Here is a 22,513-nt window from a genome sequence, read left to right on the forward strand (position 1 = left end):
GTGCGTCCGGGCCGCGGTCCGCGGCGGAGGTCACCGCACGGGCGGTACGGCCTCCTGCGTCCCGGCCCCCGCGCCTGCCCCGACCGCCGGACCGGTCCCGGTGAGGGACGCCCCGGGCGCCAGGTGGTCGCGCGGCAGGTCCGGGTTGAGCCGGTGGTGGAGCCGGCCGGGCACGTCGAAGCCGACGAGGACGATGACCACCAGCGTCAGCCCCGAGGTCAGCACCGCCAGCGAGGTGCCCAGCGGCATGCCCTCGGCCAGTTTCGCGCCCAGCACGGGGGCGACGGCGCCGCCCAGCGCCCCCACGTTGTAGGTGAACCCGAGTGCGGCGCCCCGGCTCCCGGTGGGGAAGTGGCCGCCGATGTAGCGGGGCAGCAGACCGGAGATGCCCGCGCTGAGCGCCTGGAGGACGAAGAGGAGCAGGCCGAGCAGCAGGAGGCTGTCGCGGGTGGCGAAGACCGGGAAGACGACGGCCAGGGAGGCGAGCAGGGTGATCGCGTACGCCTTGGAGGAGCCCAGCCGGTCGCCGACGAAGCCCGCGACCCAGCAGCCGACCACGGTGCCGAAGCCGGCCCAGTACAGGACGTCCGTCACCTGCCCGGCGCCGTAGTGCAGATCGGTCTTGAGGTAGGTCGGCAGCAGCGCCTGGATCGGCCAGCTGTAGAGGAACGCGGCGAAGACGGTCACCAGCAGCGAGAGGTACAGCAGCCAGCCGCGCCGGCCGCCGAGCTGCACTGCCAGGCTCCCGATGCACAGCGTCGCCACGAGCGCGAGGACGGGCACCAGCCCGGTGCCGGCCGGGGTGAAGACGCAGAACAGGCTGACCGAGGCCGCGGCCATGACCACGACGTTGAGCGTCGCCCTGGCCGGGGTCGCGAAGAGCGGGCGGAACGGGTTGGGGCGGGTGCCCCGCTCACCGACGGCGGCCTCCCACTCGTCCGCCTCGGGCAGCGACCGGCGGATCCAGAGGGCCACCAGGACCGGCACCAGGCCGAGGTAGAACATCCAGCGCCAGCCCCAGTGCGGGACCACCCACTCGTAGACCTGGGCGGCCAGCACCGTGCCGACGTAGTAGCCGGATATCAGGAACCCCGAGGCCCGGCCCCGCACCCGGGCCGGCCAGCGCTCCAGGACGTAGGTCGAACTCGCGCCGTACTCGCCCGCCATCCCCATGCCGATGGCGAGCCGGGCGACGAAGAGGCTGGTGTAGTCCCAGGCGAAACCGCAGGCGAAGGAGCCGAGCGAGTACAGCAGGATGCTGGTGACCATGGCGGCCCGGCGGCCGAAGCGGTCGCCGAGCGCACCGACGGCCGCGCCGCCCAGCCAGCGGCTGATGAACGCGGCCGAGACCAGACTGGCCGCCTGCACCGTGCTGAGCCCGAAGTCCTTGCTGATCTCGGTCAGGACGAGGGTGATGAGGACGAAGTCGAAGCCGTCCAGGAGGTAGCCGACCCACGCGGCGAACATCGAACGCCACTGGGATCTGCTCACCTCCCGGTACCAGGGCGGGTGCGGGGTCGTCGGCTGCGTCACGGTCTCTCCAGTCGGGCGGGCGCTCCTCGTCGAGCGCGGTGCGGGAGATGGCGCCGGCCCGCCCGGCGCACCGCGGGCGGGCCCGGGCCGGGTGCGGTGGTGCGGGCCGGGGTGGAGGTGCGGCGTCCCCGGGCCGAGGGGCCTCGGCGGAGGGCGAGGGGCCGCCCGGCCACCTGACCGGGGTCGGGCCGGCGGCGCACGGCAGCGGGCGGGGGCGGTCCACGGCCGTCTCGCGGAGCGGGAACTGCGGGCGGGCGGTGGCGGGATGGTCGATGACGCCCAGAAGGTACAGCGCCGTCCGGCATCCGCCCAGAGCCCAGGAGGAACCACCCCGGTCCGCCTCGCGTGCCGCGTCGACGACGTCGGACAGCGCGGCCGGCCGGTCCCGTCCGGCCGGGCCCCTGGGCGCCGCTGCGGACCCCGCCCGACGGACGAGCGGTCCGCCGGCAGCCGGGCCGGTCCGCACCACCCCGGGGAGGTCGTCACCAAAGGGCTCCCGGCGGCGTGGCAGGATCGCCACCATGACCACTTCTGACAACGCCCCAGCCCAGGACGCCGGTAAGCCGGCATCGAACGGTGACGCGAAGCCCAAGGCACCCGCCAAGGACCCCTGGGACCTCCCCGACGTCAGCGGCCTCGTCGTCGGCGTGCTCGGCGGCACCGGCGACCAGGGGCGGGGACTCGCCTACCGCCTGGCCCGGGCCGGCCAGAAGGTGATCGTCGGCTCCCGCTCCGCCGACCGCGCCCGCACGGCCGCCGAGGAGATCGGCTCCGGCGTCGAGGGGGCGGACAACGCGCACTGCGCCCGCCGATCCGACATCGTGATCGTCGCCGTGCCGTGGGAGGGCCACGAGGCGCTGCTCACCGCACTGCGCGAGGACCTGTCCGGCAAGCTCGTCGTCGACTGCGTCAACCCGCTCGGGTTCGACAAGAAGGGCGCCTACGCCCTGACCCCGGCCGAGGGCAGCGCCGCCGAACAGGCCGCCGCCCTGCTGCCCGACTCCCGGGTCGTCGCCGCCTTCCACCACCTCTCCGCCGTCCTGCTCCAGGACCCGGACGTGGAGCAGATCGACACCGACGTCATGGTCCTCGGTGAGAGCCGCGCCGACACCGACGTCGTCCAGGCGCTCGCCGGCCGCATCCCCGGCATGCGGGGCGTCTACTCCGGCCGGCTGCGCAACGCCCACCAGGTGGAGTCGCTGGTCGCCAACCTGATCTCGGCCAACCGCCGCTACAAGGCCCACGCGGGCCTGCGCCTCACCGACGTCTGAGCCCCTGGGCACCGGGCCGGCGGCGGTCGGCCCCGGCCCGGAGCGGGACGCCACCGGACATGAGGGACACTGGAAGCGCCGTAACCGCCCTCCCCCAGGAGTTCCGTCCATGCCCCCGGTGCCAGCGTCCCGCCCGGCCCAGCGCTTCGCGCTCTTCGCCGGCGCGCTCTGCGTCCTCGCCGTCGTCGCCGCCGTCATCTCCTTCGTGCAGGGCAGCTGGCTGGGCGTGGCATGGATCCTGGTGGCCGGTGTCACCAGCAACATGGCCTGGTACTACGTGCGGCGGCTGCGCCAGGAGAAGGCCGCGCAGGAGACCCCGGCGGCCGGCGAGGCGTGGACGGCAGGCGGCTGAGCGGGCAGGGCCGGTGCCGGGGCCGTGGAGCCCCCGCACGCATGCCCCGCACGGGTCACTGCCAGAACCGGAAGAGCCCGTTCCCCAGTGACGCGAGCTGCGGCGACACGCCGAAGACGCTGAACAGGTCGTAGACCCAGCCGAAGAAGAGCTCGTTGACGGCGGGGATCCACAGCACGAGGAAGACCGCCAGCAGCCCGAACCGGGAGATCGGCGCCAGCTGCTGCCGCACCTCGTAGGACAGCCACGGCTCGACGATGCCGTAACCGTCCAGGCCCGGCACCGGCAGCAGGTTCAGCAGGGTCGCGGTGACCTGGAGGAAGCCCAGGAAGCCGCAGGCCGCCGCGAAGGCGACCGGCGCCCCGGTGAGCACCCCCGTGCCCAGCGGTACCAGCAGGGCCGCGGCGCACAGCAGGTTGACCAGCGGCCCGACGGCCGAGACCAGGCTGTGCTTCCACCGGCCGGAGATCATCGCCCGCTCGATGTAGACCGCGCCGCCCGGCAGGCCGATGCCGCCGGCGATGATGAAGATCACCGGCAGGACGACGCTCAGCATCGCGTGGCTGTAGGCGAACGGGTTCAGCCGCAGGTACCCCTTGGCGGCCACCGTCACGTCACCGCCGTGGAACGCCGAGCGGGCGTGCGCGTACTCGTGCAGGCACAGCGAGATCACCCAGCCGGCCAGCACGAACACGAAGATCGCCAGTCGCGCCCCGGTGCCGTACGCGGTCCACGTCCCCCAGGCGGCGAGGGCGAAGACGGCGAGGAGGCCGAGGAAGACGGGGCTGACGCCGCCGCTTCGGGCGTTTGTCCGGCGGCGGCGGGCGTCGGTGAATGTCATGGTCCGGCCTTCGGCTCGTGCGGACGGGGCGGGCGCCGGCAGCCCTGCCGCCGGTGGCGGTGATCCTTCCACTCCCGGCGGCGGACCGGAACCCGACGCCCCACCACCCCGCCCGCCGCAGCAACCGCCCGGCAGGGCCGGGGCGGGCGGGGAGCGGCGGCGGGCCCGGTGCCGGGCGCGGGCAGGCAGCGGGGCGCGGGCCGCGGTCAGGCCCCGGTCACCCCGTCCACCCCTTCGCGCAGCAGGTCGGCGTGGCCGTTGTGCCGGGCGTACTCGTGGACCAGGTGGTGCATCACCAGCCGCAGCGAGACCGTCTCGTTCCAGCGGGGCTGGTGGGCGGTGACGTCCAGCGAGGGGGCCGCCGCCTCGATGCGCCGCGCGTGGGCGACCTCCTCCTGCCAGGCCGCGAACGCTTCCGCGCCGGTGGCCGCCGCGGTCTCGAAGGCGGCCTGGAAGTCGCCGTCCGCGGACCACACCAGCGGCAGGTCGCTCTCGCCGGCGATCGTCCGGCGGAACCAGGTGCGCTCCACCTCCGCCATGTGCCGCACCAGGCCCAGCAGCGAGAGCGCGGAGGAGGGCACCGAGCGCCTGCTCAGCTCCTCGTCGGTCAGGCCCTCGCACTTCATGGCGAGGGTGGCGCGGTGGTAGTCCAGGAAGCCCCTCAGGGTCTCGCGCTCGCCGCCGGTCAGCGGCGGCTCCGGGCGGGCGGTGGGCACGGGGCTGGAAACGGGCCGGGGTACGGGCTGGGACGCGGGCGTGGTGGTCACGAGGCTCCTCAGTACGGTGCGATCCGGTGCGGGACGGAGGGGAGTCCGACGGGTGCCGGGGCCGGCGAAGTGGCGGCCGGCGCCGGTTCCGCGCGCCGGAAGCCGGGGCGCCCGCTCACCGGTGCAGGGTGTCTACCGGCCGGGCCCGCCCACTGTCCAGCTCCCAGCCGTCCGGTCGTCCGCGCCCCTGGTCGCCCGTCCGCGCAACCGCCGGGGCCCGATGCCGTGGTCACCGTCCGAGCCCTGTGGTGCGTCCCGTCCTCACTGCCACACGCGGACGTAGTCGACGTACATCGTGGACGCCGGGCCGTAGGTCTCGTCGTGGATCGAACCGTCCGCCCAGCCGTCCAGCACCTCGTGCGAGAGGATCGGGAACTCGGAGACCTGGCTGATCAGTTGCGGGTCGGTGACGGTGCGGACCACCGTGCCGTCGTAGCGGAACTCCATCCTGGTGGCCGTCCAGCTGAGCCCGAAGGTGTGGTACCAGCTGCTGTGCAGCCCGGGCGCCGCCACCACCGTGGAGGAGGACCGGTGGTCCGCGCCGTAGCCGTCCCAGTGCAGGGTCGCCGAGTACCTGTCCGCCTGGTAGTTGGTCTCCGTGACGTCGGCCTCCATGCCGTCGCGTGCGGTTCCGTCGACGGCCCCGCCGGGCGTGAGGCCGGCGTCCGCCTGGAGCCACACCGCCGCCAGGTGGCCGTTGGTGGCGGCCGGGGTGTGGACGCGGGCCTCCAGGGTGCCGTGGGTGTAGGCGAACCTGCCCTGGCTGTCGATGCGTCCGCCGGCGAACTCGTGCGGCCCGAGCTGCCGGACGTCCAGGGCCAGCGCGCCCCGGGTGTCGGTACGCACGTCGGCAGGGTCGTAGGACCAGGTGTCGCCGGCTGCGGCGCCGTCCCGCTGCTGGTCGCGGGCGGTCCAGCGGGCGGAGCTGACGCTGTCCCCGTCGAACTCGTCACTGAAGACCAGGGTCTGGGCAGCCGCCTGCGCCGGGTCCACCCCCTCGGGGCGGACGCCGGCCGGTGTCGCGGGGTCGACCAGCGCGGACACCGCGGCGGGCCGGGCCCCCGCGGCCTGTGCCGGTACGGCCGGCAGGGCGGCGCAGGCGGCCAGTGCCGCGGCGGCGGCGCACAGGCGGGCGCGGAGAACCGCGGTGCGGCCAGGACGGCCTCGTGTCCGCATGACGTCACCCTTCGTCGGGCCGTGCGTGGGCAGGTCCGCCCCTGCGGCGGCGCGCAACACAGCCGGGACGCTGCGACCGTAGAGCACCCCGCGCCACGGGGACAGGGGGGCGACGGGACCTTCCGGGACCACCTCGCCCGGGCCGCACCCGGGCCCCGCCCCGTCCGGCCCGGGGCCCCGCCCCGCCTTCCGGCTCGGTGTTCCGGGTCGGCCCCGCGTCCGGCGCCCCCGTGCCCGACAATGGTCCGGTGCGCTACGCGATCCTCGGCACCACCCGGGCCCTGCGGGCCGACGGCACCTCCGTGGCCGTCGGCGGCCGGCGGCTGCGTGCCCTGCTGGCCGCGCTGGCACTGCGCCCGGGCCGCACCTTCGCCCCCGCGGTCCTGATCGCCGACGTGTGGGGCGCGCAGCCGCCCCGGGACGCCCCGGGCGCGCTCCAGGCGCTGGTGGGCCGGTTGCGCCGGGCGCTGGGCCCGGCGGCCGTGGCGTCCTCCCACGGCGGCTACCGGCTGGTCGCCGACGCCGACGACGTGGACCTCCACCGCTTCGAGCGGCTGACCCGCGAGGGGACCGAGGCGCTCGCCGCGGGCGATCCGGCGAAGGCCGCCGCGGTGCTGGAGGAGGGGCTGGCCCTGTGGCGTGGGGCCGCCGTGGCCGACCTGCCGGAGGCGCACGCCGAGGCGGCCCGCGCCGACGCCCGCCGGCTGGACGCCCAGCGGGCCCTGCACACCTGCCACCTCGAACTGGGGCTGGCCGAACACGCCCTGCCGGCCCTCACCGGGCTGTGCGAGGACCACCCGCTGGACGAGCCCCTCCAGGCCCTGCGGATACGCGCGCTGCGGGACGCCGGGCGACCCGCCGAGGCGCTGGCCTCCTACGACGCGGTCCGGCGCGACCTCGCCGACCGGCTCGGTGCCGACCCCGGTCCGGCGCTCCGCGCCCTGCACGCCGAACTCCTCGCGCCCCCGCCCGGCGGCGAGCAGCCCGCCGTCCCCGCCCCGCACCACCCGGACCCGGCCACCGCGCGGCCCGGGGCAGCCGCTCCGCCGGCGCCCGCGCGACGCCCGGGCCCGGCCCGGTCCGGCGGCAACCTCCGGGCCCGCCCGACCTCCTTCGTCGGCCGGGAGGACGACCTCGCCGCGCTCCGCGCCGGCCTCGCCACCCACCGCCTGGTGACGCTGCTCGGGCCCGGCGGCGCCGGCAAGACCCGGCTCTCCCAGGAGGCCGCCGAGCAGGCCGTGGCAGCCGACCCCGAGTCCTGGCCGCACGGCGTGTGGCTCGCCGAGCTCGCCCCCCTGGCGGACCCCGGCACCGTCCCCGAGGCGGTGCTCACCGCACTCGGCGGGCGCGAGACCGTGGTGCGCGGCACGACCGCCGAGGGGCTGCGCGCCGCCACCGACCCCACCGGGGGAGAACCCACCGCCCGGCTGGTCGAGCACTGCGCCGGGCGGCGGATGCTGCTCGTCCTGGACAACTGCGAGCACGTCCTGGACGCGGTGGCCGAACTGGCCGGCCGCCTTCTGGCCGAGTGCCCCGGCGTCACCGTCCTGGCCACCAGCCGTGAGCCGCTGGCCGTACCCGGCGAGGTGCTGCACCCGGTGGGGCCGCTGCCCGACCCGGTCGCCCTGCGCCTGTTCCAGGAGCGCGGCGCCGCGGCCCGCCCCGGCTTCACGGTGGCCGAGGACCCCGCGGCCTGCGCCGAGGTCTGCCGGCGCCTGGACGGCCTGCCGCTCGCCGTCGAACTGGCCGCCGCCCGCCTGCGGGTGCTCGGTCCGCGCCAGCTCGCCGACCGGCTCGACGACCGGTTCCGGCTGCTCACCAGCGGCAGCCGCACCGCGCTGCCCCGGCAGCAGACGCTGCGGGCGGTCGTCGACTGGTCCTGGGAACTGCTGACGGAGCCGGAGAAGGCCGTGCTGCGGCGCCTCGCGGTGTTCGCCGGCGGCTGCGAGCCCGCGGCGGCCGAGGAGGTCTGCGCCGACCCGGCCGGCACCCGGTCCGCCGCCGTCTCCTCGCGGGACGTGGCGGCGCTGCTGGGCTCGCTCGTCGACAAGTCCCTCGTCGTCGCCACGCCGGGGCCGGGCGGCCGGATGCGCTACCGGCTGCTGGAGACGGTCGCCGAGTACGCCGGTGAGCGCCTGGACGAGGCGGGGGAGCGGGCCGCCGCCGAGCACCGCCACCTCGTCCACCACCGCGAACTCGTCCGCCGCAACGAGGGCCTGCTGCGCGGACCGCGGCAGCGGGAGTGGCTGGACCGGCTGGAGGAGGAGCACGAGAACCTGCGGGCGGCGCTGCGCCGGGCCGTCGCCGCGGAGGACGAGCACGAGGCGCTGAGCCTGGTGCTCTCGCTGCACTGGTTCTGGACGCTGCGCGACCACCGCGGCGACGGCCGCACCTGGGCACAGGCCGCCGCGGCCCTGGGCCCGAGCCCCTTCCTGCCGCCGGCGACGCCCGCCGAGCCGCTGTACGACCGGCCGATCGACGCGCCGCCGCCGCTGCCGCCCGAACAGCTCGTCGAGGCCCGCCGGCAGGTGCGCGTCCTGGCGCTGGCCGCCTACGACCACGACGCCCCGTTCCTGCGCAGCGAGGAGGGGCGCGCCGAGGTGGAGGGCGTCGTCACCGCCTACCGCAGCGGCCTGCCGCAGACCTGCCGGCTGCCCGGTGCGCTGTGGTTCTTCGCGCTCATGGTCTCCGACCGTGCGGCCGACGTGCGGCGGCAGGCCGACGAGACGGTGGCGGCCTGCCGGGCCCACGGCTACGAGTGGGAACTGGCCATGAGCCTGCAACTGCGCGCCAAGCTCCTCAACGACCACCCGGAGGCGGGGGAACGGGCCGCGGCGGACTCCGACGAGGCGCTGGAGATCTTCGAGCGGCTGGGTGACGCCTGGGGGGCGGCGGAGGCGCTGGGCGGCCGGGGCGAGGCGCGGCTGGTGCGCGGCGAGTACGAGCTCGCCGCCGAGGACTACCGGGCGGCGATGCGGTACGCCGAGGCGCTGGGCGCCCACGGACAGGTACCGGTGCTCAAGGCGCAGCTGGCGGGCGTGCTGGTGGAGGGGGACGAGGCCGAGCGGGGGGTCGCCATGCTGCGGGAGGTCATCGCCGCGGGCGAGGGGGACCGCGGGGAGGCGATCGCGTTCGCCCGGATGACGCTCGCGCGCCGGCTGTCGGTCACCGGGGAGACGGCGGAGGCGAGGGAGCAGCTGCTCCTGGTGCGCGAGGAGTTCGGCCAGTCGACCGTGCCGGTCCTCTTCTGGGGACTGCTCGACTCCGCACTGGTGGGCGTCGAGGTGGAGGCCGGCAACCGCGCCCCCGAGCTGCTGCCCCGCATGCGGACCGCCGTGGCGGCGCTGCGCGAGCCGCTCGCCGCCGTGATCGCCCCCGACCTGCCCATCACCCAACTCGTGGTCGCCGCGCGGGCGGTGCTCGCCGTCGACGGTGCGCGGCGGGCTGCGGACGCGGCCCGGCTGGTCGGGGCGTTCGACGCCCTGTGGTTCCTGGGCCGGCGCCCGTTCCGCGACATCCGCCACGCGCGGGCGGCGGCCGAGCGGGAGGCCCGGGCGCTGCTGGACGGGGCGGCGTGGGAGCAGGCGTACGCCGAGGGCGGCGGCCTCTCGCTGTCCGAGGCCACCGCCCTCATCTGACCTGCGCCGCGGACGAAGCGGTTCCCCTCAGGGCCGCCCCCGCCCCGGGACCCGGCCCCGGCCGTCAGACCTTCTTGCGGAACCGCGACACCGCCAGCGGAGCCAGCACCACCGTCAGGCCGACCGACCAGCCCAGCGTCAGCAGCACCGGGTGCAGCAGGGCGCCTTCGCCCGTCATCAGGCCCCGCGCCGAGTCGGCGAGCGCCGAGAGCGGGTTGACCTTCGTGAACGCCTCCAGCCAGCCGGGCATCGTGCCGGGCGGGGCGAAGATCGAGGAGCCGAACTGGAGCGGCATCATGACCAGCATGCCCAGGCCCTGCACCGCCTGCGAGGAACGTGCCGTCAGACCCAGCAGGATGAAGATCCAGGTCAGCGCCGAGCCGAAGAAGAGCGACAGGGCCACCGCGCCGAGCAGCTGCAGGACCGAGCCCTCCAGGTGGAAGCCGATGGCGAACCCCATGGCCAGCAGGATCACGGTGGAGACCAGCATCCGGCCGAGTTCGACCGTCACCTTGGCCACCAGCACCGAGGAGCGGGCGATGGGCATGGTGCGAAACCGGTCCATGACGCCCTTGCGGAAGTCGTCGTTGACGCCGGAGCCCACCGCCATGGCGATGTTCATGCCGCCCATCGCCATCAGGCCCGGGACGATGTGCTGGACGTAGGCGTCCCGGCCGCCGCCCATCCCGCCGCCGATCGCCCCGCCGAAGACGTAGACGAACAGCAGGACGAAGATGATCGGCATGAGCACCGCGTCGAGCATCGACTCCGGGTCCGCCTTGATCTGCAGGGCGTTGCGCCGTGCCAGCGCGCCGATGTGGCGCAGGTGGGCGCGGAGGCCGATGCCTCCCTCGTCCGCACCGGGCTCGACCGGTGCGGTGATGGTCGCCGCGCTCACGCCGGCACCTCCTGACGCTCAGGGGCCTCATCCGGGACGTCCGCGTCCGACGGGCCGGCCGGGCCGGCGGCGTCGGAGGTCTTCTGGCCGGTGAGGGCCAGGAACACCTCGTCCAGGCTGGGCAGATGGGTGTTGATCTCGGCCAGCGCGAACTCGCGCCGGGTCAGCAGCGACACCACGGCGGTCAGCTGCTCGTCGGTGGTGAGGGGGACGTTGACGACGCCGTCGGCGTGGTCGGCGGTCGGCGTGCCCACGCCCAGGACTTCGGCCTGCGCGATCGCACCGGCCATGCGGTCCAGGTCGGTCGCGAGCGCCGGGCGGATGCGCAGCGTGCGGCCGCCGACCTTCGTCTTCAGCTCCTTGACGCCGCCCTCGGCGATGACCTTGCCGCGGTCGATGACCGTCAGCTCGCCTGCGAGCTGCTCGGCCTCCTCCATGTACTGGGTGGTCAGCAGGACGGTGGCGCCCTCGCTCACCATCAGGCGCACCTCGCCCCACACCTCGTTGCGGGTGCGCGGGTCCAGGCCGGTGGTCGGTTCGTCCAGGTACAGCACCGAGGGCCGGCCGATCATGGAGGCGGCCAGGTCCAGGCGGCGGCGCATGCCGCCGGAGTACTTCGCGGCGGGGCGCGTCGCGGCGTCGGTGAGGGAGAAGCGCTCCAGCATCTCGTCGGCGCGCCGCCGGGCGTCCTTGCGGGACAGGTCCAGCAGGCGGCCGATCATGTACAGGTTCTCGCGCCCGGACAGCTTCTCGTCGACCGAGGCGTACTGCCCGGTCAGACCGATGGTGCGGCGCAGGGCGCGCGGCTGGCGGACCACGTCGAAGCCGGCGACGGTGGCGGTGCCGGCGTCCGGCACCAGGAGCGTGGACAGGCACCGCACCAGGGTCGTCTTACCGGCACCGTTGGGTCCGAGCACGCCGAGGACGGTGCCTTCGCGCACGTCCAGATCCACCCCGTCGACGGCCCGCACCTCACCGAAGTGCTTGACCAGCCCGCGCACCTCGACGGCGTTGCGGCCGCCCGCGGTTGTCGTCTGTCGTGTCATGGGCAAGACGATGCCAGCCGCCGCCGACATCCCGCCGACAGTTCACCGACGTCCCCCGCACCGGGAGGCGGCGGTCAGCGCACCGGCGCGCCACCCGCCCACCGGGTGGCGCGCCGTGCCGTGCCCGCGGGCTCAGCTGAAGGTGTGCTCCGCCGCCGGGAAGGAGCCGTCCACCACGTCCTCGGCGTAGGCGCGCACCGCGTCGCCCAGGGCCTGGCGCAGCTGCGCGTACTGCCGGACGAACTTCGGCACCCGGCCGGCGGTCAGGCCCGCCATGTCCGTCCACACCAGCACCTGCGCGTCACACTCCGGGCCGGCGCCGATGCCGACGGTGGGGATGTGCAGCGAGCGCGTCACCTCGGCGGCGAGCTCCCCCGGCACCGCCTCCAGCACCACGGCGAAGGCGCCGGCGTCCTGCACCGCCTTGGCGTCCCGCAGGAGCTGCTGGGCGGCCTCCTCGCCGCGGCCCTGCACGGGGTAGCCGCCGTAGGCGTTGACCGACTGGGGGGTCAGGCCCACGTGTGCCATGACCGGGATGCCGGCCGAGACCAGCAGCTCCACCTGCTGGGCGCTGCGCTCGCCGCCCTCCAGCTTGACCGCGCCCACGCCGGCCTCCTTCACCAGGTGGGTGGCGCTGCGCAGGGCCTGCACCGGGCCCTCCTGGTAGCTGCCGAACGGCAGGTCGGCGACGACCAGCGCGCGGCTGGTGCCGCGGACCACGGCGGCCGACAGCAGTGTCATCTCCGTCAGGGTGACGGGGACGGTCGACTCGTACCCCAGGTGGCAGTTGCCCATCGAGTCGCCCACCAGCAGCACGGGGATGCCGGCCTCGTCGAAGACGGAGGCGGTCATCGCGTCGTAGGCGGTGAGCATCGGCCACCTCTCGCCGCGCTCCTTGGCGCGTGCGATGTCGCGGACGGTCACCCGGCGCGAGGACGTGCCCCCGTACAGCGGCGCGGGCGTACGGGGGGCGCCGGGGGCGTCGGGGGTGGGTGCGGCCTGCGGCTCGTGGGCAGGCGAAAGCTGCGTCATGGCGACGGCTCCTGTTCGTCATCTCGAGGCGCCCTGACGGCGTCCCCGGACTCCCCTCCATGCTGGCACGCGGTGCCCGCACCGGACAGGGGGCAGGCCGTCTCGGGGGCCCCGGCGCGGGAGGTGGCGTGTGCCACACCGGCCGGCGCGGCACAGGTGTCCCTCCCGTCACAGCCGCCCGCGACCAGGAACCCGGACACACCGCCACGCCGTCCTCGGGTTGGGTGGCCCGACCAGGACCATCTAGGGTCTAAGGGGTCCTTGCCATATGCCCGCCCGGGCCGCGTGGTCTGGCACCGCACCCGGCGTTGCCGAAAAGCCCTAGTAGCTCCGCTACGAGGACTCTCCGGCGCCTTGCGATGCACGGCACCAGACCACGCGACCTCATCGGACGCTCATATGGCAAGGACCCCTCAGCCCCGCAGGAGGCCGACCGGCGAGACGAGCGAGAGCGCCAGTGAGGAACGCGAAATGGCCCAGGCACGCATGACCGAGGAGGCCCGCGAGCGCCGTTCGCCCGCCCCTGCGCCGGGCCGTTCCCCCTTCGGCCGGCTGCCGCGGTGGCGGCGGGAGGGCATGTGGCGCCGGGGCATCGTCCTGGCGGTGCTCGCCGTCCTGCTCGGCCTGCTGATGCTGCTGCACTCGGACGTGCCCAACTCCTTCGGCAACCTGGGGAGCCTGCTGGAGACGTTCCTGCCCTGGCTCGGTCTCGGGGCGGTGGTGCTGCTCGTCCTCGCCCTGCTGCGGCGCTCGGCCACGGCGCTGGTGGCGCTGGTGCTGCCGGTCGTGGTGTGGGCCAACCTCTTCGGCGGCCAGCTCACCGACAAGGCCGGCACCGGCGGCGACCTGACGGTGGCCACCCACAACGTCGACGCCGCCAACCCCGACCCCGCCGGCACCGCGAAGGACCTGGTCGCCTCCGGTGCGGACGTGGTGGCGCTGGAGGAGGTCACCGCCCAGGCGCTGCCCGCGTACCGGACCGGTCTCGCCGCGAAGTACCCGCACCACGTGGTGGTCGGCACCGTCGGGCTGTGGAGCCGCTACCCGCTCACCGACGAGCACCCCGTCGACCTCGGGATCGGCTGGAAGCGGGCCCTGCGCGCCACGGTGACCGCACCGGGCGGGCGACAGGTCGGCGTCTACGTGGCGCACCTGCCGTCGGTGAGGGTCAAAGTGGACGCGGGCTTCACCGCCAACCAGCGGGACGAGAGCGCGGCGGCGCTGGGCAGGGCCATCTCCCACGACCCGCTGCACCGGGTGGTCCTCCTGGGCGACCTCAACGGGACGATGAACGACCGTTCGCTGGCCCCGGTGACCTCGCAGATGCGCTCCGCACAGGGCGCGGCGGGCCACGGCTTCGGCTTCAGCTGGCCGGCGAAGCTGCCGATGGCGCGCATCGACCAGATCATGACGCGCGGCGTGGACCCCGTCTCGGCCTGGTCGCTCGCCGCGACCGGCAGCGACCACCTGCCCGTGGCGGCCTCCGTACGGCTGTGAGGGCCAGGGGCCGCGCCGCGGGGCCCTGAAGGGCCGGGGAGCGGGAGGCGCCTGCCCCGGCTCCCGCCCCGGGCGCCGGAAGCGGAGACACCCCGGGGAGTGCTCACGTCCGCGCGATGACCGATGTCCGCGCGATGACCGATGTCCGCGTGACGGTGATGGCCGCGTGACGGTGATGGCCGCGTGACCGTGCGCCTCCGCCCGGTCACGCCCCGCGCGCCTGCCGCAGCCGCCGGCCCACACCCCGCCGAGCAGCCGACGCACACTCGTCACACCGTGTTCGCGTGCAGGAATCACCAGGCGGGCATGCTTTGTTCCCGGAGGGAACTTACGGGTAGCGTAGAACGTCTGCCCGTGTCCCGTCCCGCGGGCCGGACCGATCAGCGCGGATCGGCGTCCCGGCCCGGACGTGAAGCCGACCCACCCTGCTCGCGCGCCCCCGGGGCGCGCCGGTTCCCGAAAGGTCTCCTCATGCCCCTGGCGCTGCTCGCGCTCGCCATCTCCGCCTTCGGCATCGGTACGACCGAGTTCGTGATGATGGGCCTGCTGCCCAACGTCGCCGGCGATCTGGGCACCTCCGTGCCGACGGCGGGTTACCTCGTCTCCGCCTACGCCCTCGGCGTCGTCGTCGGCGCTCCGCTGCTCACCGCGCTCGGCTCGCGCATACCGCGCAAGCGCATGCTCCTGCTGCTGATGGGCGTCTTCACCGTCGGCAACCTGTTCTCGGCGCTCGCGCCCTCCTTCGGCCTGCTCGTGGTCGGCCGGCTGCTGGCCGGGCTGCCGCACGGCGCGTTCTTCGGCGTCGGCGCGGTGGTCGCCGCCAAGCTGGTCTCCGAGGGGCGCCAGGCGCGCGCGGTGGCCACCATGTTCCTCGGCCTGACCGTCGCCAACATCGTCGGTGTGCCGGTGGGCACGCTGCTGGGCCAGCACCTGGGCTGGCGGGCCACCTTCCTGGTCGTCGCCGTCATCGGTCTGGTCTCGCTCGGGGCGCTCGCCGCCCTCGTCCCGCACATGCCGCGCGAGGAGCAGGGCGGCCTGGGCCGCGAGGTCCGCGCGCTCGCCAACCGGCAGGTGGTGCTGGGCCTGCTGACCGCCGTCTTCGGCTTCGCCGGGGTCTTCGCGGTCTACAGCTACCTGGCCTCGATGATGACGCAGGTCACCGGCATCTCCGAGGGCTCGGTGACGCTGGTGCTGGCGCTCTTCGGCATCGGCATGACGCTGGGCGCGCTGGCCGCCGGCCCGCTCACCGACCGGGCGCTGCGGCCCACGCTCTACGGGGCGCTGGCCGCCCTGGCGGTGGTCCTGGTCGTCTTCCACTTCGCCGTCCACCACACCGCCGCGGCGCTGGTGTGCGTGGTACTGCTCGGCGGCGTCGGCTTCATGACGACCACCCCGCTGCAGATGCTCGTCATGCGCAAGGCCAAGCACGCGCCCACCATGGCCTCCGCCTCCAACCACTCGGCGTTCAACCTCGCCAACGCGGGCGGGGCCTGGCTGGGCGGCGCCGCGATCTCCGCCGGCTGGGGATGGACCTCGCCCACGCTGGTCGGCGCCGTCCTGGCGGTGGTGGGGCTGGCGGTCGCGGTGACCGCGGGCGTCCTGGACCGCTCGGGAGGCGACGGCTCCCGCGTGGTGGCCCGCAGCGACGACCAGGCACCCAGCGAGCTGCCCAGCCACTCGCACTGAGCCGGGCCGCCCCGGCCCGGGGTCGCGACGGGCGGCACCGCAGGCAGACGCAGGGGAGCGCCCCCGCACAGCTCGTGCGGGGGCGCTCCCCTACGCGGCGGGGGCGGGCTCAGCCCGACTCGCGCCACCGGTTGGTGATCGGCAGGCGGCGGTCCTTGCCGAAGCCCTTCGCCGAGATCTTGGTGCCCGGCGGGTACTGCCGCCGCTTGTACTCGGCGGTGTCCACCAGCCGCAGGATGCGGGTGACCAGCTCCGGGTCGAAGCCGCGGGCGACGATCTCCGCCCGGCCCTGGTCCTGGTCGACGTAGAGCTCCAGGATGCGGTCCAGGACGTCGTAGTCCGGCAGCGAGTCGGTGTCGACCTGGCCCGGGCGCAGCTCGGCGCTCGGCGGCTTGGTGATGGAGTTCTCCGGGATCGGCGGGGTTTCGCCGCGCTTGGCTGCCGCCTCGTTGCGCCAGCGGGCCAGCGCGAAGACGGTCGACTTGTAGACGTCCTTGATGGGCCCGTACGCGCCGACCGAGTCGCCGTAGAGCGTGGAGTAGCCGCAGGCCAGCTCCGACTTGTTGCCGGGCGCCAGGACGATCTGGCCCTCCTGGTTGGAGAGCGCCATCAGCAGCGTGCCGCGCAGCCGGGACTGGAGGTTCTCCTCGGCCAGGCCGGTCAGCCCCAGCGACTCCATGTAGGCGTCGAACATCGGGCCGATCGGGACGGTGCGGAAGTGCATGCCGGTGCGGCGCGCCATCTCCGCGGCGTCGTCCTTGGAGTGCTCCGAGGAGTACCGCGAGGGCATCGAGACGCCGTAGACGTTGTGCGCCCCCAGCGCGTCGCAGGCCAGCGCCGCCACCAGGGAGGAGTCGATGCCGCCGGACATGCCGATCAGGACGCTGCGGAAGCCGTTCTTGGCCGCGTAGGCGCGCAGCCCCACCACCAGCGCGGTGTAGATCTCCTCGACGTCCTCCAGCCGCTCGGCCACACCGCCGGTGGTCTCCACCTCGTAGGCCGGCAGCGGCTCGGCGCTGAGGGTGACGTGGTCGATGCGCAGTCCGTCGGCGACGGTGCCGGCGGGCGGCTCGGTGGCGGCGGCCGGCAGGTCCAGGTCGAGCAGGACACAGCCCTCGGAGAACTGCGGCGCCCGGGCCAGGACCTCGCCGCCGGCGTCGACCACGATGGAGTCGCCGTCGAAGACCAGCTCGTCCTGGCCGCCGATCATGGCGACGTAGGCGGTGGTGCAGCCCGCCTCCCGGGCCCGCCTGCGCACCAGCTCCAGGCGGGTGTCGTCCTTGTTGCGCTCGTAGGGGGAGGCGTTGACGGCGACGAGCAGCCCGGCCCGGGCCGCGCGGGTGGCCGGCACCCGGCCGCCGTCCTGCCACAGGTCCTCGCAGATGGCGAGGGCGACGTCGACGCCGCGCACCCGGACCACGGGCATCGTGTCGCCCGGGACGAAGTAGCGGAACTCGTCGAAGACGCCGTAGTTGGGCAGGTGGTGCTTGGCGAAGCTCAGCGCGACCTCGCCGCCGTACAGCACCGCCGCGGCGTTCTGCGGCGCGCCCGCGGGCTGGCCGTAACGGGGCTGGGCGGTGGCGCAGCGGTCGAGGTAGCCGACGAGCACCGGCAGCTCGCCGAAGCCCTCGTCGGCCAGGCGTCCGGCGAGGGCGCGCAGCGCCTGGCGGCTCGCCTCGACGAAGGACGAGCGCAGCGCGAGGTCCTCGACCGGGTAGCCGGTGAGCGCCATCTCGGGAAAGGCGACGAAGTGCGCCCCGCGCTCTGCGGCGTGCCGTGTCCAGTGCACGATCGCGTCGGAGTTGCCGGGGATGTCGCCGACGGAGGAGTCGATCTGGTTCAGGGCGAGACGTAGTTGAGGCACGCCGCCCAGTGTAATCGTCTGGTTGACGTTATGGCGGGGCGGTGGCCCGCGTCCCGCACCGGCGGCGCGCTCTCCCCGCGCCGGGGGAGTGCGGGCGTTTCCGGTCCGGCCGAGATTAGGTGTAAAGTACATCTATATGAACGAGGTAACAGGCTGGACCACCTCCCTGGGACGGAGCTTCACCGCCGCCCTCAAGGTGGAACGCACCCTCTCCGACCCCGCCGCCATCGTGCGCGCCGTGGTCGCCGTCGTCGCCGCCTCGGTCATCGGCAGCCTGCTGGACGACCCGCTGGCCTGGGCGATGATGACCGTCGGCACGTTCATCACCGGCATCGGCACGCTCCTCGCACCGATCCGCCACCGGGCCGTCAACGCCTTCGCGCTCGGCGCCGGCTTCACCCTCGCCACCCTCGTCGGCGTCCTCGTGCAGCCCGCCGGCTGGTGGTTCCTGATCGTCCTGGCCGTCGTCTCCTGGGTCGCGGGGCTGTGGCGCACCCTCGGCGTCGCGCCCGGCATCCGGGCCTGCCTGGTCACCATCGGCCTGATGATCACCGCCGACCTCTCGCCCGGCACCGACGCCGGACTCACCTTGGTCCAGTGGATCGCCGTGGGCGCCGGCCTGGTGGTGGCCGTGCAGCTCCTGCCGCCCTACGGGCGCCGCCACCACGGCCAGCGCCGGGCCCTGGCCGCCCTCTACGACGGCCTGGCCGCCCAGGCCCGCACCGGCCACTCCGCCTCCGCCCCCTTCACCGCCGCCCGCGCCGCACTCGACCTGCTGCCCCGCTTCGCCCGCCCCAAGGCCGCCCCGCTCTACGCGCTGCTGGCCGAGGCGGAGAACATCCGCCGCGCCCTGCTCGCCGCCTCGCACGGCGAGAACCTGCCGCACGAGGAGGTCGCGGAGCGGCTGACCGCGGTGGCCCGCACCCTGCGCACCGGACGGCGCCAGGAGGGGACGGCGGTCGCACGCGAGCGGCCGGCCGGCCGGCGCGGCGCCGTCGCGGACGTGCTGCGCGCCCGCCTGGCCGAGGCCGAGCGGCTGGCCGACCACTGGCTGGCGGCGCGCGGCGAGGAGGGGCTGACCGAAGTCCTCGCCGCCTTCCCGGCCCAGAGCGCCGCCCGCACCGCCCTGCGGCGCCTGCGCGCCGAGCTGCGCCCCGACGCCCCGCTCTTCCGCCACGCCCTGCGGATCGCGATCGGCACCACCGCCGGCGAGGCGGTCGGCCGGGGCCTGGGCGACTTCTGGGGCAACGCCCTGCCGCAGCACGGCTTCTGGGCCGCACTGACCACCATGCTGGTCCTCTTCCCCGACTACGGGCACACCTTCGCCCGCGGCTGGGCACGGCCCATCGGGTCGATCATCGGCGGCCTGGCCGCCTGGGCGGTCCTGCTGCCCCACGGCTGGACCCCCGGCGCCCTGGAGATCGTCGCCGCGGCCCTGGCGGCCTGCGTCTTCCTGACGCTGCGCGTCGGCCAGCTGGTGCTGAACTTCTTCATCACCGCCTGGATCGTCTTCCTCATCACCCGCCTGGGCACCGCTCCGCACCTCATCGCCTGGGGCCGCCCGGCCGACACCCTGGTCGGCGCGCTGCTCGGCCTGGTGGTCTTCCTGCTGATCCCGACCTACCACCACCGGCGCCTGGACGGACTTCTCGCCGGCTGGCTGGAGGTGCAGCGGCGCCTGCTGCCCGCGCTGGTCACCGGCCTCACCGAGACCGGCGCCGCCGACCACGCCGAGATCGACGTCCTGCGCGGCCAGGCCCGCCGGACGCGGGAACGGCTGGACGCGGCGGCCGCCAGCCTCGCCCACGAGCCCCGGGCCCACCGTTCCCGGTGGAACCCGGCCGAGCTGGCCGCGGTGCGCCAGTCCGTGCACGAGGTCGCCCGCTGCTCCGCCCTGCTCTACGACCGGCTGCCGGCGACCGAGGCGGACGCCGTCCCCGAGGCCGCCGAGTTCGCCGCCGTCCTCGACGCCCACCTGGCCCGCCTGGCCCAGGACGTGGCCGCCGGCCGGCCCACCGAGCCGGGCGTGCTGCGCGCCGCCTTCGACACCTGCGCCGCCCGCAGCGGGCTGGCGGTCCTCGCCGACCCCGCCTCGCCCGACGGCGTGGCCCACGCCCGCAGCCGCGCCCTCACCCTCGCCCTGCGGACCGTGACCGCCGTCGAGGAACTCCAGGAACGGCTCACACCGGCCGACCCGGCCCCCGGCCCCGCACCCCTGGAAGGCCACCCCGGCCACCCCGGCCACCATGGCCGCCACGCCAGGCCGCAGCCCGCGGCCCACTGACCCCGCGCGGCGCCCCGGCAGGCCCCGGTCGGGCAGTCCTCCGGCGCCGCCCGGGAGGGGTCACCGGCGGCCTGCCGGGGAATGCAGCGGACATGAGGATCAGCAGCCTCCCCGGGCAGCGCCGCGCGATCCCCGGCCGCATGGTGCGGGTGGACGGCATACCGCTGCACGTCGTGCGCGAGGGCCGGGGACCGGTGTGCGTGCTGACCGCCGGCATGGGCATGAGCTGGTTCGACTGGGACGCGGTGGCCGCCCTGCTGCGCTCCCACCGCACCGTCGTCCGCTTCGACCGCCCCGGCCTGGGCCTGAGCGCCCCCGCCCCCGAGCCACCCACCCTGGCCGCCGAGATCCGCCGCATCCGCCACGTGCTCGACGCCCTCGGCCTGGCCGGACCCTGCACGCTCGTCGGGCACTCCATGGCCGCCCTGCACGCCGAGGCGTTCGCCCGCACCCACCCCCGGCGCAGCGCCGGCCTGGTCCTGGTCGACGCGAGCCTGGCCCCCGCCACCAGGCCCCGGCTGCCGCGCGCCGCCCGTACCGCCGCGGCCGGCGGCCTGGCCGGCGCGCTGGCCGTGACCGGCCTGCCGCGCGTCCTGGGCCCCACCGCACGCCGTCTGACCGCGCACGCCGCCACCGTCCGCCCCCATTCCGCGGGCCCCTACGTCCGCGACAGCTACCGCACCAGCCGGGTGCTGCGCGCCTGCGCCCTGGAGAACGCCACCTTCCCCTACCAGGCGCACGACCTCGCCGCGCTGCGCCTGCTGTACCGGCTGCCCGCCGTTCCGGTGAGCGTGCTGGCGGCCTACGGCGGCGGCGAGACCCGGCGCGAGCTGGACTGGCTGGAGCGGCAGCGGGCGCTCGCCGCCACCCTGGGCGCCCGGTTCTCCGTCGCCGCCCCCTCCGGACGCCTGGTGATGTCCGACGCGCCGGAGGCGGTGGCCCGCGCGGTGCTGGCCCAGAGCGAGCGGTGGGCGTGAGGCCCTGCCGTCCGCCCGCCGGGGCGGGGCCCCTGTCGCCGGGTCAACTCCGCACCACACCCGCCCCAAGCGCACCCCAAACGCGGCACCGCCGAGGACGAAAGGGCACCGGCCGCAGGGTGCTCGGCGGTTCTGGCCGGGGCCAGGGGTGCGTAATGTGGCGGTAACCCCCGCACGTGATACTGGTGGGCCGCGACCCCGTTCGCAACAGAGCGTGGACAGGCCGACTGACCTGCAAGGATTGGTGACCTATGGATAAGCAGCAGGAGTTCGTGCTCCGCACGCTGGAGGAGCGGGACATCCGCTTCGTGCGACTGTGGTTCACCGACGTACTGGGGTTCCTGAAGTCCGTCGCCGTCGCCCCCGCCGAGCTTGAACAGGCGTTCGACGAAGGTATCGGTTTCGACGGGTCCGCGATCGAGGGCTTCGCCCGGGTGCACGAGTCGGACATGATCGCCAAGCCCGACCCGGGAACCTTCCAGATCCTGCCCTGGCGGGCCGAGGCCCCCGGCACCGCCCGGATGTTCTGCGACATCCTCATGCCGGACGGCTCGCCGTCCTTCGCCGACCCGCGCTACGTCCTCAAGCGCATCCTCGCCAAGACCTCCGACCTCGGCTTCACCTTCTACACCCACCCCGAGATCGAGTTCTACCTGCTGAAGGACAAGCCCTCCGACGGCGCCCGCCCCACCCCCGCCGACTCCTCCGGCTACTTCGACCACACCCCGCAGAACGTCGGCATGGACTTCCGCCGCCAGGCCATCACCATGCTGGAGTCCATGGGCATCTCCGTGGAGTTCAGCCACCACGAGGGCGCCCCCGGCCAGCAGGAGATCGACCTGCGCTACGCCGACGCCCTCTCCACCGCCGACAACATCATGACCTTCCGTCTCGTCATGAAGCAGGTGGCGCTGGAACAGGGCGTGCAGGCCACGTTCATGCCCAAGCCCTTCTCCGAGCACCCCGGCTCCGGCATGCACACCCACCTCTCCCTCTTCGAGGGCGACCGCAACGCCTTCTACGAGTCGGGCGCCCCCTACCAGCTCTCCAAGGTCGGACAGTCCTTCATCGCCGGACTGCTGCGCCACGCCGCGGAGATCTCGGCCGTCACCAACCAGTGGGTCAACTCCTACAAGCGCATCTGGGGCGGCGCCAACCGCACCGCCGGCGCCGGCGGTGAGGCGCCCTCCTACATCTGCTGGGGCCACAACAACCGCTCCGCCCTCATCCGCGTCCCGATGTACAAGCCCGGCAAGACCGGCTCCACCCGCGTCGAGGTCCGCTCCCTGGACTCCGGCGCCAACCCCTACCTCACCTACGCCGTCCTGCTCGCCGCCGGCCTGCGGGGCATCGAGGAGGGCTACGAACTCCCGGCCGGCGCCGAGGACGACGTCTGGGCGCTCTCCGACGCCGAACGGCGGGCCATGGGCATCGAACCGCTGCCGCAGAACCTGGGCGAGGCCATCGCGCTGATGGAGCGCAGCGAACTGGTCGCCGAGACTCTGGGCGAGCACGTCTTCGACTTCTTCCTGCGCAACAAGAAGCAGGAGTGGGAGGAGTACCGCTCCGAGGTGACCCCCTTCGAGCTGCGCAAGATGCTGCCGGTGCTCTGAGCCGGGAGCGGCCGGCGGCGGCCCGCGGTCCGCACCGC

The 22,513-nt window shown here is 74.9% G+C and carries 16 protein-coding genes; 8 read left to right on the forward strand and 8 right to left on the reverse strand.

Translation table 11 applies throughout. From position 1 onward, the window contains the following. Positions 1–30: 30 nt before the first annotated feature. On the reverse strand, positions 31–1,533 hold the full coding sequence (locus ACFV3R_RS15415) for a sialate:H+ symport family MFS transporter (RefSeq protein WP_385581624.1): 1,503 nt from the start codon (positions 1,531–1,533) through the stop codon (positions 31–33). A gap of 521 nt (positions 1,534–2,054) precedes the next feature. Between ACFV3R_RS15415 and npdG the strand changes: the two genes are divergently transcribed. After that, positions 2,055–2,804 (forward strand): NADPH-dependent F420 reductase, encoded by a 750-nt coding sequence (npdG, locus tag ACFV3R_RS15420; RefSeq protein ID WP_385581627.1) that lies wholly within the window; start codon positions 2,055–2,057, stop codon positions 2,802–2,804. Between the two features lie 109 nt (positions 2,805–2,913). Then, positions 2,914–3,156: a hypothetical protein gene (locus ACFV3R_RS15425; protein ID WP_385581630.1), complete on the forward strand. Its 243-nt coding sequence runs from the start codon at positions 2,914–2,916 to the stop codon at positions 3,154–3,156. Between the two features lie 55 nt (positions 3,157–3,211). Here the strand turns inward: ACFV3R_RS15425 and ACFV3R_RS15430 are convergent, their stop codons facing one another. From ACFV3R_RS15430 to ACFV3R_RS15440, 3 genes are all read right to left on the reverse strand, one after another. Further along, complete coding sequence (locus ACFV3R_RS15430) at positions 3,212–3,997, reverse strand: site-2 protease family protein (RefSeq protein ID WP_385581633.1); 786 nt, start codon at positions 3,995–3,997, stop codon at positions 3,212–3,214. Positions 3,998–4,203: 206 nt separating this feature from the next. Next, positions 4,204–4,713, reverse strand: coding sequence for a DinB family protein (locus ACFV3R_RS15435; RefSeq protein WP_385581717.1), 510 nt, complete (start codon positions 4,711–4,713; stop codon positions 4,204–4,206). A gap of 312 nt (positions 4,714–5,025) precedes the next feature. Beyond that, complete coding sequence (locus ACFV3R_RS15440) at positions 5,026–5,940, reverse strand: family 16 glycosylhydrolase (RefSeq protein WP_385581636.1); 915 nt, start codon at positions 5,938–5,940, stop codon at positions 5,026–5,028. A gap of 248 nt (positions 5,941–6,188) precedes the next feature. Between ACFV3R_RS15440 and ACFV3R_RS15445 the strand changes: the two genes are divergently transcribed. Then, complete coding sequence (locus ACFV3R_RS15445; protein WP_385581639.1) at positions 6,189–9,578, forward strand: BTAD domain-containing putative transcriptional regulator; 3,390 nt, start codon at positions 6,189–6,191, stop codon at positions 9,576–9,578. A 64-nt stretch (positions 9,579–9,642) separates the two neighbouring features. Here the strand turns inward: ACFV3R_RS15445 and ACFV3R_RS15450 are convergent, their stop codons facing one another. From ACFV3R_RS15450 to panB, 3 genes are all read right to left on the reverse strand, one after another. Beyond that, positions 9,643–10,476, reverse strand: a complete 834-nt coding sequence (locus tag ACFV3R_RS15450) for an ABC transporter permease (RefSeq protein WP_385581644.1) — start codon at positions 10,474–10,476, stop codon at positions 9,643–9,645. Then, the gene (locus ACFV3R_RS15455) at positions 10,473–11,522 is read right to left on the reverse strand and encodes an ATP-binding cassette domain-containing protein (RefSeq protein WP_385581649.1); all 1,050 of its coding nucleotides are present in this window, start codon (positions 11,520–11,522) and stop codon (positions 10,473–10,475) included. Before ACFV3R_RS15455 ends, ACFV3R_RS15450 begins: the two co-directional genes overlap by 4 nt. 132 nt (positions 11,523–11,654) lie before the next feature. Next, on the reverse strand, positions 11,655–12,554 hold the full coding sequence (gene panB, locus ACFV3R_RS15460; protein WP_385581652.1) for a 3-methyl-2-oxobutanoate hydroxymethyltransferase: 900 nt from the start codon (positions 12,552–12,554) through the stop codon (positions 11,655–11,657). A gap of 576 nt (positions 12,555–13,130) precedes the next feature. On the opposite strand from panB, the gene ACFV3R_RS15465 reads away from it, so the two are divergent. Next, the gene (locus ACFV3R_RS15465) at positions 13,131–14,051 is read left to right on the forward strand and encodes an endonuclease/exonuclease/phosphatase family protein (RefSeq protein ID WP_385581720.1); all 921 of its coding nucleotides are present in this window, start codon (positions 13,131–13,133) and stop codon (positions 14,049–14,051) included. 471 nt (positions 14,052–14,522) lie between these two features. Next, positions 14,523–15,737, forward strand: coding sequence for an MFS transporter (locus tag ACFV3R_RS15470; protein WP_385581655.1), 1,215 nt, complete (start codon positions 14,523–14,525; stop codon positions 15,735–15,737). Between the two features lie 109 nt (positions 15,738–15,846). Here ACFV3R_RS15470 and ACFV3R_RS15475 read toward each other — a convergent pair whose 3' ends face one another. Further along, positions 15,847–17,601 (reverse strand): NAD+ synthase, encoded by a 1,755-nt coding sequence (locus ACFV3R_RS15475; RefSeq protein ID WP_385581658.1) that lies wholly within the window; start codon positions 17,599–17,601, stop codon positions 15,847–15,849. 136 nt (positions 17,602–17,737) lie between these two features. On the opposite strand from ACFV3R_RS15475, the gene ACFV3R_RS15480 reads away from it, so the two are divergent. From ACFV3R_RS15480 to glnA, 3 genes are all read left to right on the forward strand, one after another. Then, positions 17,738–19,885 carry an FUSC family protein gene (locus tag ACFV3R_RS15480; protein WP_385581661.1) on the forward strand — a complete coding sequence of 716 codons (2,148 nt, stop codon included), beginning with the start codon at positions 17,738–17,740 and terminating at the stop codon, positions 19,883–19,885. 92 nt (positions 19,886–19,977) lie between these two features. Continuing rightward, positions 19,978–20,862 carry an alpha/beta fold hydrolase gene (locus ACFV3R_RS15485; RefSeq protein ID WP_385581664.1) on the forward strand — a complete coding sequence of 295 codons (885 nt, stop codon included), beginning with the start codon at positions 19,978–19,980 and terminating at the stop codon, positions 20,860–20,862. A 251-nt stretch (positions 20,863–21,113) separates the two neighbouring features. Continuing rightward, complete coding sequence (gene glnA, locus ACFV3R_RS15490; RefSeq protein ID WP_385581668.1) at positions 21,114–22,475, forward strand: type I glutamate--ammonia ligase; 1,362 nt, start codon at positions 21,114–21,116, stop codon at positions 22,473–22,475. Positions 22,476–22,513 lie beyond the last annotated feature (38 nt).

The organism is Streptomyces sp. NPDC059740, assembly GCF_042733155.1.
Classification (GTDB): Bacteria; Actinomycetota; Actinomycetes; order Streptomycetales; family Streptomycetaceae; genus Streptomyces.